The 12551-nt window shown below is 67.9% G+C and carries 13 protein-coding genes; 5 read left to right on the top strand and 8 right to left on the bottom strand.

The window, feature by feature from the left end; translation table 11 throughout:
• Nucleotides 1–19 precede the first annotated feature (19 nt).
• Nucleotides 20–538, bottom strand: coding sequence for a GNAT family N-acetyltransferase (locus VV02_RS05990; RefSeq protein WP_052590441.1), 519 nt, complete (start codon nt 536–538; stop codon nt 20–22).
• The gene (gene pyrE / locus VV02_RS05985; protein WP_052590440.1) at nt 535–1095 is read right to left on the bottom strand and encodes an orotate phosphoribosyltransferase; all 561 of its coding nucleotides are present in this window, start codon (nt 1093–1095) and stop codon (nt 535–537) included. Before pyrE ends, VV02_RS05990 begins: the two co-directional genes overlap by 4 nt.
• 152 nt (nt 1096–1247) lie before the next feature.
• On the opposite strand from pyrE, the gene VV02_RS05980 reads away from it, so the two are divergent.
• On the top strand, nt 1248–2696 hold the full coding sequence (locus tag VV02_RS05980; protein WP_083449954.1) for a Gfo/Idh/MocA family protein: 1449 nt from the start codon (nt 1248–1250) through the stop codon (nt 2694–2696).
• 148 nt (nt 2697–2844) lie between these two features.
• Here the strand turns inward: VV02_RS05980 and VV02_RS05975 are convergent, their stop codons facing one another.
• Entirely contained in the window at nt 2845–3618 is a 774-nt protein-coding gene (locus VV02_RS05975; RefSeq protein ID WP_052590439.1) for an SDR family NAD(P)-dependent oxidoreductase, read from the bottom strand.
• Between the two features lie 60 nt (nt 3619–3678).
• Nucleotides 3679–5481: a S9 family peptidase gene (locus VV02_RS05970; protein WP_052590438.1), complete on the bottom strand. Its 1803-nt coding sequence runs from the start codon at nt 5479–5481 to the stop codon at nt 3679–3681.
• A 23-nt stretch (nt 5482–5504) separates the two neighbouring features.
• Between VV02_RS05970 and VV02_RS05965 the strand changes: the two genes are divergently transcribed.
• A complete protein-coding gene (locus VV02_RS05965) occupies nt 5505–5939 on the top strand; it encodes a GNAT family N-acetyltransferase (protein ID WP_052590437.1) in 435 nt (144 codons plus the stop codon).
• A gap of 30 nt (nt 5940–5969) precedes the next feature.
• Complete coding sequence (locus tag VV02_RS05960; protein WP_052590436.1) at nt 5970–6761, top strand: exodeoxyribonuclease III; 792 nt, start codon at nt 5970–5972, stop codon at nt 6759–6761.
• 90 nt (nt 6762–6851) lie between these two features.
• Here VV02_RS05960 and VV02_RS05955 read toward each other — a convergent pair whose 3' ends face one another.
• Nucleotides 6852–7967 carry an integrase core domain-containing protein gene (locus tag VV02_RS05955; RefSeq protein WP_169787648.1) on the bottom strand — a complete coding sequence of 372 codons (1116 nt, stop codon included), beginning with the start codon at nt 7965–7967 and terminating at the stop codon, nt 6852–6854.
• A 223-nt stretch (nt 7968–8190) separates the two neighbouring features.
• Here VV02_RS05955 and VV02_RS05950 point away from each other — a divergent pair, with 223 nt between their 5' ends.
• Nucleotides 8191–8544: a hypothetical protein gene (locus VV02_RS05950; RefSeq protein WP_157063290.1), complete on the top strand. Its 354-nt coding sequence runs from the start codon at nt 8191–8193 to the stop codon at nt 8542–8544.
• On the opposite strand, the gene VV02_RS05945 is transcribed toward VV02_RS05950, so the two are convergent.
• The 3 genes from VV02_RS05945 to VV02_RS05935 form a co-directional block, all read right to left on the bottom strand.
• A complete protein-coding gene (locus VV02_RS05945) occupies nt 8535–8993 on the bottom strand; it encodes a hypothetical protein (protein ID WP_157063289.1) in 459 nt (152 codons plus the stop codon). The genes VV02_RS05950 and VV02_RS05945 overlap by 10 nt on opposite strands.
• Before the next feature lie 175 nt (nt 8994–9168).
• A complete protein-coding gene (locus tag VV02_RS05940; RefSeq protein ID WP_052590432.1) occupies nt 9169–10701 on the bottom strand; it encodes an AMP-binding protein in 1533 nt (510 codons plus the stop codon).
• Between the two features lie 129 nt (nt 10702–10830).
• Complete coding sequence (locus tag VV02_RS05935) at nt 10831–11337, bottom strand: GNAT family N-acetyltransferase (RefSeq protein WP_052590431.1); 507 nt, start codon at nt 11335–11337, stop codon at nt 10831–10833.
• A 149-nt stretch (nt 11338–11486) separates the two neighbouring features.
• Between VV02_RS05935 and VV02_RS05930 the strand changes: the two genes are divergently transcribed.
• The gene (locus VV02_RS05930; RefSeq protein ID WP_052590430.1) at nt 11487–12509 is read left to right on the top strand and encodes a hypothetical protein; all 1023 of its coding nucleotides are present in this window, start codon (nt 11487–11489) and stop codon (nt 12507–12509) included.
• Nucleotides 12510–12551 lie beyond the last annotated feature (42 nt).

Below are 12551 nucleotides of genomic sequence, written 5' to 3'. Positions count from 1 at the left end.
CTCTTCAGTCGGGCGCCCTTCACTCCGGCGCCGCGAAGACGAGGAGCGGAGGCTCGCCCTCGAGAGGCCCGAGACGACGCCAGCCACGTTGGGCGTACCACTGCGCTGCGGGCGCCTCGGCATAGGCGATCAGCCAGCCCGGCCCACCGCTGACCAGACGATCGAGCAGCTGACGCCCCACTCCCGTGCCGCGTTCGCTGCGAGCGACGCCGAGCTCGACAACCTCGACCCCTCGCAGCTCGGAGCCCCACGGCTTGGCTTCCAGACGTGTGTAGAGCTCGCGATATCCAGGGAGTCCGGCGCAGCTGCCGACACCGGAGTTCCAACCCCAAGCGATGCCGACCAGCTGACCGTCGCGATGGGCCGTGACCGTACGAAAGCCGGGCACCTCGGCGTACGACGACCACTGCTCGAGGCGTCGCTCGAACCTCGCGCGGTCGTAGCCGTACGGCGGCTCGGCGAACGCGTCCGTCAGGACGTCGAGTGCGCCATCAGGCGGGCTGGCCAGCCCGAGATGGGACGTGATCGTGAGAGTCACGCGAGCCCGAGATCGTCCAGGCCGTAAGCGAATTCGTAGACGGGCACGTCTTGTTCGACGCGCTCCTTGGCACCGGTCGCGCGGTCAGCGATGACGGCCACCCCGACGACCTCGGCACCGGCCTCCCGGCAGGCGGCGACAGCCTCGAGAGCAGAGCCACCGGTGGTGGACGTGTCCTCGACGACGAGCACTCGCCGACCCTTGATCGACGGGCCCTCGATGCGCTGCTGGAGACCGTGCGCCTTGCCTGCCTTGCGAACGACGAATGCGTCGAGCGCCCGACCGTCCTCGGAGGCGGCGTGCAGCATCGCTGTCGCGACCGGGTCGGCTCCCATGGTCAGGCCGCCGACGGCGTCGTACGACAGGTCCCGGGTGAGCTCGAGCATCACCCGACCGACGAGCGGTGCGGCGGCCCCGGACAGGGTGACGCGGCGCAGGTCGACGTAGTAGTCGGCTTCCTTGCCCGAGGAGAGCGTGACCGTGCCGTGCACGATGGCCTCGTCACGGATGATCTGCAGGAGCGCGTCGCGGTCGGCGGAGTTGGCAGCGTCAGTCACGGCTCCCGAGCCTAGCCGGGCGCTGGTCCGCGCTCGATACCACCTGAATGATCGTTAGTGATTGTTTGTCCAAGTTTTCGTGCACTTGTTGACACGCTCGCCGGCCCCCATCAGGGTGATGGACACCGCAGCCACCTCCCAGGGAGTCAGTCATGCACGATGCATCCGCACCTGGTCATGCTCACCACGAAGCGACCGCCGAGCCCTCAGGCTGGTCCCGCCGGACCGTGCTCGGTGGGGCTGTGGCCGGAGGCGTTCTGCTCGGCGCGAGCGCTCGCGCCACAGCTGCCGAGCCCCCACGCGCGACCGGCCAGCGATCAATGGCCAACGTGCCGTTCGCCGCCGTCGAGACCGTCAAGATCGGTCTGATCGGCCTCGGCAACCGCGTCATGGGAATGGTCACCGGCTGGACCGACGTGCCCGGTACGCAGGTGGTCGCCGTCTGCGACATCCGCGCCGACCGCGCCAAGACGGCTGCCGACCGTGTCGCCGCCAAGGGCAAGCCCCGGCCGAAGGAGTACGGCGGCACGAGCACGTCGTACGAGCAGATGCTCAGCCGCGAAGAGCTCGACCTGGTCTACATCGCGACGCCCTGGGAGTTCCACTACACCCATGGCAAGGCGGCCCTGAAGGCCGGCGCGCATGTCGGAGTCGAGCTGCCCATCGCCACGCAGCTGAGCGAGCTCTGGGACCTGGTCAACACGTCGGAGTCGACGCGAAAACACTTGTGGCTCATGGAGAACTGCAGCTACGGCCGCAACGAGCTCGCGATGCTCAAGATGGCCCACGAGGGCGTCTTCGGTGATGTCACCTCGGGTCACGGCGGCTACCTGCACGACCTGCGTTCACTGCTGTTCAACGACGGCTACTACACCGATGACTGGCGTCGCCTCTGGCACACCCGCAGCACAGCCAGCTTCTACCCGATGCACGGACTGGCTCCGATCGCCGCGGCGATGGACATCAACCGCGGCGACCGGATGACGACCCTGTCCGCGACGTCCACCGAGCCCAAGGGTCTGGCCGACTACCGCGAGCGGTTCGTGCCCCGCGACCACCGATCGTGGAAAGAGACCTACGTCAACGGTGACCTGACCACCTGCATGATCAACACCGCCCAGGGCCGCACGATCCGCGCGGAGCACAACGTCAGCCAGCCCCGGCCGTACAGCAGGATCAACAGCCTCGAGGGCAGCCACGGCGTCTTCGAGGACTACGTCGGCGGCGACAAGACGGGCGCTCGGGTCTACGTCGAGCCGAACCACAGCGGCGACGCATGGCGCGGATTTGAAGCACTACGAGGCGAATTCGACCACTGGCTCTGGAAGGAGCTCGAGGACGATGCTGCCGGCAGCGGCCACGGTGGGATGGACTACGTCCTCCAGTGGCGCATCATCCAGCAGATGCGCGCAGGACTCGTGCCGGACATCGATGTGTACGACTCCGCCGCCTGGTGCGCACCCGTCCCGTTGAGCGTCGTGTCGCTCGCCGACAAGGGCCGCCCGGTCGCCATCCCGGACTTCACTCGTGGCCAGTGGCAGAAGCTGCGTCCGGGGCTGGACTCCAAGCCCTCGGCGATGCCGCCGGTCCCGGCACGCTAGCCGGATCGATCCGGCCAAGACTGTCGACCTCGACGTCCTACCGGGCGCCGGGTCGCTGCACGTGTTCAGCGTCGCCATCGCGTCGTCACACCGTGCCAGTCGGCGCCGCCCACGTTCAGCCCGTGGGCGGTGTCGGCACCTTCCAGAGCTATCGCGCCTGCGGGCGGTGCCGTGACTTGAAGGCGGAGTTGCGTGCGACCCCGCGCGGCAGCACGTCCAGCAGTCCGGCCGCGGCCTTGTAGTGCACGCCCGGCACCGAGATCACCTTGCCGCGGTCGACGTCCCGCAAGCACTGGGACACCAGCTTGTCGGCATCCAGCCACAAGGCATCCGGGAGCTGCTGACGGGTGATGCCCGCGCGCTGGTGGAACTCCGTGCGAGTGAACCCGGGGCACAGTGCCGTGACGGTCACGCCGGTGCCGTCGAGCTCAGCGGCCAGCGACTCGGAGAACGTCGTGAGATAGCTCTTGGCCGCGGCGTAGGTTCCCGTCGCGAGGAAGCCGGCCATCGACGAGACGTTGATGATCGCGCCGTGGCCGCGCTCGCGCATGGCCTTCGCAGCCGCGTGGCTGAGGACCACGGGCGTACGCACCAGGATCGTGAGCATGTGCTCCTCGTCGACGATGTCGTTGTCGAGGAAGCCCTTCTTCAGGCCGTAGCCGGCGTTGTTGACGAGCATGTCGACCGGCTTGGCCGGGTCAGCGAGTCGAGCGGCGACGTCCTGCACGTCGAGCCGCTCGGTCAGATCGGCGGGCAGCACCTCGACCGAGATGCCGTGCTCGGACTCGAGTCTGGACTTGAGATCAGCGAGGCGCGCCTCGTCGCGCGCCACGACGACCAGGTCATGGCCCTTGGCGGCCAGCTGTTGGGCGAAGGTCTTCCCGATGCCGGCGCTCGCGCCGGTGATCAGTGCGGTAGCCATGGCCGCGAGTCTAGGAGCGCGGCCGTCGTACGCCGCCTCGCACCGCCGTGGACCGGCCAGTCAGGCTCTCGTCAGGTGGCGTACGAGGAAGGCGACCGCGGCCGGATAGGCGTCCAGGCGGTTGGCACGCTTCGCCAGCCCATGGCCCTCGTCCGCGTAGACCCGCAGCTCGCACTCGACACCCTTCTGGTCGAGTGCAGCCTTGATCTGCTCGGCCTCCGACAGCGGCACGCGTGGGTCGTTGGCGCCGTGGATGACGAAGAGCGGCGCGCGGATCTGGTCGAGGTAGGTCAGCGGTGACGCCTTCTCGAGGACAGCGCGGTCATGCTCCAGCGAGCCGTACTCGCGCTCGCGGAGCGCTCGCCGGTAGTCCGACGTGTTCTCCAGGAAGGTGACCAGCGAGCTCATCCCGACGATGTCCACGCCGGCCGCCCAGAGGTCCGGCTGCGTCGAGACACCGGCCAGCACCATGTAGCCGCCGTACGAGCCGCCCCACAGCGCCGCGCGCTCCGGATCGAGACCCTGGCTCGGCAGCCACTCGCGGATCGCGGCCAGGTCAGCGACGGAGTCCAGCCGACGCTCGACGTCGTCGAGGGAGACCCAGCGCTTGCCGTACGCCGCCGAGCCACGCACGTTGGGGACCAGGACCGTGAAGCCGGCCGCCGCGAGCACGTGCGGCACCGGCATGAAGTTGCGGTACGCCGCCGCCTCAGGTCCGCCGTGGATCAGCAGGACTGACGCACCCTGCAGCTGGGGGTCGGCATCGGACGAGCCCGCGTAGACGAAGCACGGGACCTGCTCGCCGTCCGGTGTCGGCACTCGGCCACCGGTCGGCGTGACCAGCTGTTCGCGGGCTGCGACGTCGACGCCTTCGAGGGCATCGACGACAACGGTCGACTCGCCGGTGCGGGCGTCGACCAGATGGATCGAGCCAGGATCGGTGGCAGCCGAGATGCTCATCGCGACCCGGGACCCGTCGGGCGCCCAGACGACCTCCGGCACGCCGGCCACGGGCGTACGGATCGGGCAGCGCAGCGTGCCGTCGGCCTCATGGACCGCCAGCTCGAAGACGCCATCCACGTGGCGCCCGACCACCATCGCCAGACCGTCCGGCGACACCCAGCAGCCGAGCTCGTGCTCGTCGTCCTCAACGAGCCAATTCCATTGGGAACCATCAAGACTCACGCGCGCGATGGCCGCCATGTCGCGATCGTGGTTGCTCGACATGATGACCGTCGCGTCATCGGCGGACCAGGCGACGCCGCCGTGCTCCGCCTGCTCGTCGGGCGCGGTGAGGGGCTCCCCGTCGATCGAGACCGAGGTTGATGCCGGCTGAAGGCTGTAGCACGTCACGGCCTGATGAGCGCCGTCGTGCGACAGGGCGACGTTGGCGACGAAGCCGCCCTCCTCGTAGACCGCGCGCTCCTCACCCGAGGCCAGGTCGCGGGCGTACACGTCCATGTCCACGCCGTTGCGGCGGTTGCTGGAGTAGACGAGCGTGTCCGCGGTGACCTCACGCAGCACGTTCATGTGCTCGGGGTCGTCGACCAGGGGAGTGAGGGCGTCCGGCCCGGCGGGAAGCGCGGCAGCGGTGAGGTCGAGGAGACCGAGCTGATGCAGCTCGTTGCCACCCGCATCATGCTGTACGACGACCGCACGTCTCCCCGGCACGTACTTGCCAGAAACGCGAGTTGGCATGCGTGTCAACGGAGTTCGGGTGCCGTCCGGCGCGATCTCGATCAGCTGGATCGTGCCAAGCTCATCGTGACCGGCGAGCACATGACCCGCATCGTCCACATCGAACAGGCTCCAGGTGCGCAGGTTGAGGAGGGTCTGAATGAGGCGATCGTTGTCATTGGGCATCGGCGCGAGCCTAGCCTCGGCAGATGATCACCATCGAACGATTAAAGCCGGCAGATCGTGAGCAATGGGAGGCGCTGTTCGACGGCTACCACGAGTTCTACGGGCGAGGACGCTCGCCGGAGATCAACGAGCGCGCCTGGCAGGAGTTCGAGACGGGCAGCCGGATGCACGCCAGGGGCGCGTGGCTCGATGGGCGGCTGGTGGGGATCGTGCACTTCCTGGTGCACGCGAGCACGACGACGCCGGACGTCTGCTATCTCCAGGACCTGTTCACCGCTCCTGAAGCGCGAGGGCAAGGCGTCGCTCGCGCGCTGATCGAAGCCGTCCGCGAGTGGGCGCGCGAGCAGGGGTGCAGCCAGCTCTACTGGCAGACACACGAGAGCAACGTCACCGGGCGCCGGCTGTACGACCGGGTCGCAGAGTTTCGCGGCTTCATCGTCTACGAGACCACGCTCTGAGCTGTCGGCGGCCGCTCCTACAGTGAGGCCGTGCGTATCGCGACCTGGAACGTCAACTCCGTCCGCTCCCGTATCGACCGCGTGGTCGGTGTCCTGGAGCGGCACGACCTCGATGTCCTGCTGCTGCAGGAGACCAAGTGCCGCGACGACCAGTTCCCGGCGCTGGCGCTGGAGGGTTCGGGCTACGACTACGTCAACCACGGCCTCAACCAGTGGAACGGCGTCGGCATCATCTCCCGCGTCGGCATCGACGAGGTCGAGCGCGGCTTTCCTGGCATGCCGACCTATGGCGACCCAGCCGTCGCGGAGGCGCGGGCCCTCGGTGCCACGTGCGGCGGCGTACGCGTGTGGTCGCTCTACATCCCCAATGGCCGCGAGCTCGAGCACGACCACTACCGCTACAAGCTCGACTGGCTGGCGCAGCTGCGGTCGGTAGCCGCGGGTTGGCTGGCCGATGACCCCAAGGCGCAGATCGTGCTGGCCGGCGACTGGAACATCGCGCCGACGGACGATGACGTGTGGAGCGTGGAGTACTACGCGGGCAGGACGCACACCAGCGCGCCGGAGCGGTCGGCGTTCAACGGCATGGTGGACGCGGGTTTTGCCGATGTGGTGCGGCCGCACACGCCTGGCCCGGGGGTCTATACCTACTGGGACTACACGCAGCTGGCGTTCCCGAAGAAGCGCGGGATGCGCATCGACTTCGTCCTCGGTACGCCGGCCCTGGCCGCGCGGGTGACCGGCGCCTCGATTGACCGCGAGGAGCGCAAGGGCAAGGGCGCGTCCGACCACGCCCCCGTGATCGTCGACCTCTCCGACTGACGCGGCTGGCGACCACGTCCGGTCTGCGTCCTGGGCAGCGCGCGCTGGAACGCGCTGTGATGTCTCAGGACATCGGTGACAGTTTGCGGTTCAGGACTTCGGTGACGCTTTGGCGATTCGTTGGTAGCCACCTTTGGCGACAGTGAGGGTGATCTCGCGTATGAGGTTGTTGCCGATGAAGATGGCCAGGTGGCGTCCGCGGTGGATCACGAGGACCTCCTGCGAGGCGACTTTCTTGCTGACGCCGACCAGGACGCCTTCGATCCCGATGGAGCCGTTCTTGGCCACGATGCGGCGGGTTACATAGACCGGTGCAGTCGTGGCTGGCCCGGGCTGGTCTTTGGGACCTAGCTCGTAGCGCTGGGCTGGTGTCAGGCCATCGAGATGTTGGTGACGCCGCCGATGGTTGTAGTGCTCGCGGTAGCGATCCAGCAGGTCTTGCAACTGTGCGAGGTCCTGGGCAGGCGGGCGTTTGCGGAGCCATTTCAAGCAGGTCTGATGGGCTCGTTCGACCTTGCCGCAGGTTTGCGGGTGTCCGACCGAGGAGGTGAAGTGGTGCACGCCGAGGACATTGGCGTTCGTTTCCAGGGTCGATGTCCAGCCTCGACGGCGACCTGAGAACGCGGTGCCGTTGTCGGTGAGCAGCTGTGCTGGCAGCCCGTACCTCTGGACTGCGCCGGCGAATGCCGCCCACACGTCCTGGGAGTTCTCGCTGCGAGCGGCGTGGCAAGCCAGGTCCATCCGTGAGCAGTCATCCACGAGGTGCAGCACGACAACGATGGCTCCGGAGGCCAGGGTGTACTCGAATCCGTCCATCTGCCAACGGGTGTTGGGGTGGGCGGCCTCGAACCGACGCCGATGCCGGCTGGGAGCCCGCCGTGGCACCAGGACCAGCAGACCGCGACGCTTAAGGACTCGGTTGATCGTCGACCGCGATGGGACACCGTGCATCGTGACCGGCCACTCAGCGGGGTGATCCAGCAGCCAGTACACGATCGAGTTCGCTCCGGCGTCCCAGCCCTGATCCTCTAAACGCTTGCGGGCCAACACAATCAGGTCCTCGACAACGGACGAGACGGCTGTCGGACAGGCGTGCGGGCGGCGCGAATCGGGGTAGAAGCCCGACACTCCTGAAGCGGCAAACCGGGCCAAGTACTTGTAGAACGACTTACGCGACAGGCCCTGCTGGGCACAAAATGCCGCCACGTTCACACAGTCGCCTCGATGCTTCGCAGCTACCGCCGCCGCTACTTCAGGACCGATCGGCTCAGCATCACTTCTACCCATAACTCATCATCCGGTCCAGGACACCGTCACCGATGTCCTGGACCGAAAGAGTGTTACCGATGTCCTGAGCCTTGACAGCGCGTTGGAGCGCGCGCTTCCCAGGACCTCCTCGTGGATGCGCCGACCGTGCCAGTCTGTCGACGTGACGCTCGCCAGCACCGACCACCCGCGCTCAGTAGCGGGCCGATGGTTGCTGCTCGTCGGCGTCAACGTCGTGCTCGGCTCCGTGGCGATCGTCCCCATGGTGTTCGGCTGGCCGATCCTCCAGGCGGAGGTGCTCGCGCCACTCGGGCTGTCGAACGATCCTGGCTTCATTTACCTCGACCCTGGCCTCGAGCGGAATGTCACTGTGGCCGCCAACCTCGTGCTGCTGGGCGGCTGGTTGCTGCTGAATCACTCGTTGCGCCAGGAGTGGTCTCTGCGCTGGGCATGGCTCGTCGCAGCCTGCGCCGCACTCGCGCCGATCAGCGTGGCGGGCGGCCCCGGTCAGCTCTGAATCCGAGTCGGCGCCGCCGTTGGATAAGCACTGTCGAACGGCGGCTTCGACAGTCGCCGGATCGCGGCGCCCGAGGCCGTACGCACCACGCGTGTCCCCAGCGGCTGCTCGAGCCGGAGCTGCCAGGACATCGTGTAGCCGATCGCCGGCCGCGGGCCCGACGGAAGCGAGTTGGTGACATGGCCCTCGACCCGCACTTCCGCGGCGGACAGGGCGGCGACCCCCATCCAGGCGATGCGGTCGCCCAGCCCGCCGTTGACGTACACCGTCAGGACCCGGCCGTCCGGTGAGGGCAGGTACGCATGGATGGGCGCATCGCGGGAGGGCGGTTCGATGCCACCGGTGGCCGGCTCATCGGGCATCAGACCGACATCACATCCCGTGACGACGCTGAGCACGGCGGAGCCCACCACCGTGCCCAGCGCCACCCGTCGGGAACACACACCCATACGTGAACTACGCAGCAGGTCAGCGAAAGGTTGCTCGCCGGGCCGCTCCGAGAGTGGCCCACCAGTGTCACCGGTGGCCCACCGAGTGGTGGGCCGCTCGTGCAGGTTGTGGGCCACTCTCATGCGGCCCGGTCTCGATACGACGGGCGCTCTCCCGACGCCGCCGGCGGGCGGGTCAGTTCACCTGACGGTCGTGGCCTTCCCAGTAGGGCTGGCGCAGCTTGAACTTCTGCAGCTTGCCCGTCGCCGTCCGTGCCAGCTCGTCCCGGAACTCAATCTTCTTCGGGCACTTGTAGCCGGCCAGCGACGCCCGGCAGTGCGCGACCAAGTCAGCCTCGGTCACGTCCCCGTCACGCACGACCAGCGCGGTCACCTGCTCACCCCACTTCTCGTCCGGGATGCCGATGACGGCCACCTCGCGTACGTCCGGGTGCGACATGAGCGCGTCCTCGACCTCGATCGAGGAGACGTTCTCGCCGCCGGAGATGATCACGTCCTTCTTGCGGTCCGCGATCGCCAGGTAGCCGTCCTCGAACGTCCCGCCGTCGCCGGTGTGGAACCAGTTGCCGGACTGCGCCTCGGCCGTCGCGTCCGGGTTGTCCCAGTAGGCCTCGAGGTTGTGGTTGGACTGAGCCAGCACCTCGCCGTCGACATCCACCGACAGCCGTACGCCGATCGCCGGCGCGCCTGCACGACCCAAGTTGCGCGCGATCTCCGTCGCATCGAGCGAATCCCATTCGGAACGCATGCGATTCATCGTCAGCAGCGGTGCCGTCTCGGTCAGCCCGTAGATCTGGATGAACTCCCACCCGAGCTCTTCGCGCACCCGCTCGATCGTGCGGGTCGGCGGCGGCGCACCGGCCACGATGATGCGGACCGTGTCCCGCCCCGGGATCTCGCCGTCCCAGTCCTTAGCTGCATCGAGCGCAGCCTGTACGACGGCCGGCGCGGCGCACATGAACGTCACGCCGTGCTCGTCGATCCTTCGGAGGATCTCGGCACCGTCGACCTTGCGCAGGACGACGTGCTGCGCGCCAATTCCGGTGACACCAAAAGGCATTCCCCATCCGTTGGCATGGAACATCGGCAACGTGTGGAGATAGACATCGCGATCGGTGACGGTCCCGTGCAACGCGAACACTGTGGCGTTGAGCCAGAGGTTGCGGTGCGTCATCTGTACGCCCTTGGGCCGCGCCGTCGTACCGCTCGTGTAGTTGATGGTGGCGGTCGCGTTCTCGTCGCCCTCCCACTCAGTGGGCTCTCCGTCCCCGCCCCAGATCGCCTCGTCGTCCTGACCGATGACGTACGACCGCTGGCACGCCACCTCATCGATCAGGTGCTTCAGCTCAGGGTCGACGATGAGCACCTCGGCGCCGCTGTGCTCGACGATGTACTTCACCTCCGGCACCGACAGCCGGAAGTTGATCGGCACCAGGACTCGGCCCCAGCCGCTGACGCCGAAGAACGACGTGAGCAGCCGCGCCGAGTTGTGCGACACGACGGCGACGCGCCCACCGACGGGCACGCCCATCGCCTCGAGGTTGGCAGCCTGCGCCCGCGCGAGGCGCCCGAGCTCGGCGTACGTCAGCCGACCGCCCTCCCCCAGCGGCGGCGCCGGCTGGTCCGGCTCGTCGATGACCGCAACGCGGTCGGGATAGACGGTGGTCGCGCGATCGAGGAAGTCGCGGACGATCAGGGGGTACTGCACGGTGAACCTCCTGGGACGGTGTGCGCTCAGTCACCCCCTTTGTACGCCGCCCGGTCGCCGCTGTCCTCCCCTACGCCGAGGGGATCTCGCTGGGTGGTAGCCCGGTCAACAGCTCGCGAGCGGCCGCGGCTACGACGCCGGGTGTCCGCTTCCGAGAAGGATCTCGTACTGTCGCAGCCCGTCCGCGGTGCCCACGAGGCGGAATCCGGCCCGCTCGAGAGTGCGCTGCGACGCGATGTTGTCCGTGGTCGTGTCGGCGATGACACGGGACAGACCCTGCTCGGTCGCGAGTCCGAGGAGGGCAGCGGCTGCCTCCGCGGCGTAGCCGTGACCGCGAGCCGATGGGGCCAGGCCGAAGCCGATCTCGACGCACCCGTCGTCCGGCTGCCCTTTGAACCCGACTCCCCCGACAGCGAGCCCGTCAGCCAGGCGAGTGACCCGGTAGAAGCCGAACGGTCGCTGGTCACCGTGCTCGGCGGTGGCACTCACGAAGGCCCTGGCCCCGAAGGTGTCGCCGTCGCACGGGAAGTCCTCCGCCCACGCGTCGTCGGGCGCGGGCTGCCGCTCGGCGATGCGCTCACCCTCTGGGACATCGATGGCGTGCAGCTGGAGGCGTGCGGTGCGAAGGGCAGACATAGCGCGACCGAAGCAGTCTCGACGGCGCGTCGCAACGGGATATCCGGGATCAGATCGCACGAAACCTGAGCCGGCTCGGGCCCGTCGGACCCCAAGCGGTGCACGCACCAATGACAGGAAGCGCCGCGCGACGAAGGAGAAGACTCACCATGCTTTCCACCCGACCCGTAGCGATCGCCTTGACCGCCCTGGTGGCCGGAGGCGTGATCACCACCGTCTCGGCGCAGGCCGCCTCGGCCGAGGACTCCAACTGCCGCACGACCACGGGCTCGCACGACACGTACAACGGCCCGTCGGCGAGCAAGACGTACGACAGCACCTTCCACAACAGCGTGGCGGTGCCGAAGGGCCTGTACGACGGCGAGTTCACGCCGCAGGGTCTGGCGTACTGGAACAACTGGAACGGCACCAGCGAGGACATCCTGCTCGTCTCGGCCTACCACGACGGCAACCAGAACAAGACGCCCGACGGCTCGAGCGCCATCTGGGGCATCGCGCTCAGCGGCCCGCACCGCGGCCAGAGCCTGGGTCACATGCTGATCCCCAACACACACGCGGGCGGCATCGTCGTGACCGGCGGTCACGTCTACGTCAGCGGCGAGGGCGGCGTGCAGTACTGGTCGACCAGCACGGTCCGCAAGGCGCTGTCGGGCGCCAACTCCAGCAAGACGGTCAAGCCGAAGGGCAAGCAGAACCTCGCCGGCCAAGGCTCGTTCCTCGGACTCGGCGGCGGCAACGGCACCACCCTGTGGACCGGCGACTTCTCCGAGAAGAGCCACCAGAGCATGTGGCAGTACAAGCCGAGCAGCTCCGGCAAGCTGACCTACACCGGCAAGAAGCGTTGGGTGCCCTCGAAGACCCAGGGCATGACCGTCGTCGGCGACAAGTACGTCTTCGCCACCTCGTCGGGCCGCGACAACCGCAGCAACGTGTGGGTACGCCCCTCGAAGTACACCTCGGACCTCACCGATGGCACGTCGTTCTGCATGCGCGCCCCCTCGATGATGGAGGGCCTGGCGTACGGCAACTCCGACGGCAACAAGCACGTGTGGGCGCTCTATGAGAGCGGCTCCAAGACGTACTTCGGCGACAAGAAGACGCTCAACAAGATCAAGCACATCCACTGGGCAGGCGGCTCCGCCCTCGCTGGTCTGTACGGCCAGAAGGACTGACCGCACACCGCCGGGTTGAGCCGGAGACCATGCCGGCTCAAC

Source organism: Luteipulveratus mongoliensis (genome assembly GCF_001190945.1).
GTDB classification, from domain to species: domain Bacteria; phylum Actinomycetota; class Actinomycetes; order Actinomycetales; family Dermatophilaceae; genus Luteipulveratus; species Luteipulveratus mongoliensis.
The sequence above is the reverse complement of the archived record's forward strand: the minus strand, read 5'-3'. Positions and strand labels throughout refer to the sequence as shown.

Excerpts from the sequence above, each read along its gene's own strand:
- VV02_RS05980 (WP_083449954.1), top strand. The coding sequence starts at position 1,248 with ATGCACGATGCATCCGCACCTGGTCATGCTCACCACGAAGCGACCGCC.
- VV02_RS05975 (WP_052590439.1), bottom strand. The coding sequence starts at position 3,618 with ATGGCTACCGCACTGATCACCGGCGCGAGCGCCGGCATCGGGAAGACC.
- VV02_RS05970 (WP_052590438.1), bottom strand. The coding sequence starts at position 5,481 with ATGCCCAATGACAACGATCGCCTCATTCAGACCCTCCTCAACCTGCGC.
- VV02_RS05965 (WP_052590437.1), top strand. The coding sequence starts at position 5,505 with ATGATCACCATCGAACGATTAAAGCCGGCAGATCGTGAGCAATGGGAG.
- VV02_RS05945 (WP_157063289.1), bottom strand. The coding sequence starts at position 8,993 with ATGGGTGTGTGTTCCCGACGGGTGGCGCTGGGCACGGTGGTGGGCTCC.
- VV02_RS05935 (WP_052590431.1), bottom strand. The coding sequence starts at position 11,337 with ATGTCTGCCCTTCGCACCGCACGCCTCCAGCTGCACGCCATCGATGTC.
- VV02_RS05930 (WP_052590430.1), top strand. The coding sequence starts at position 11,487 with ATGCTTTCCACCCGACCCGTAGCGATCGCCTTGACCGCCCTGGTGGCC.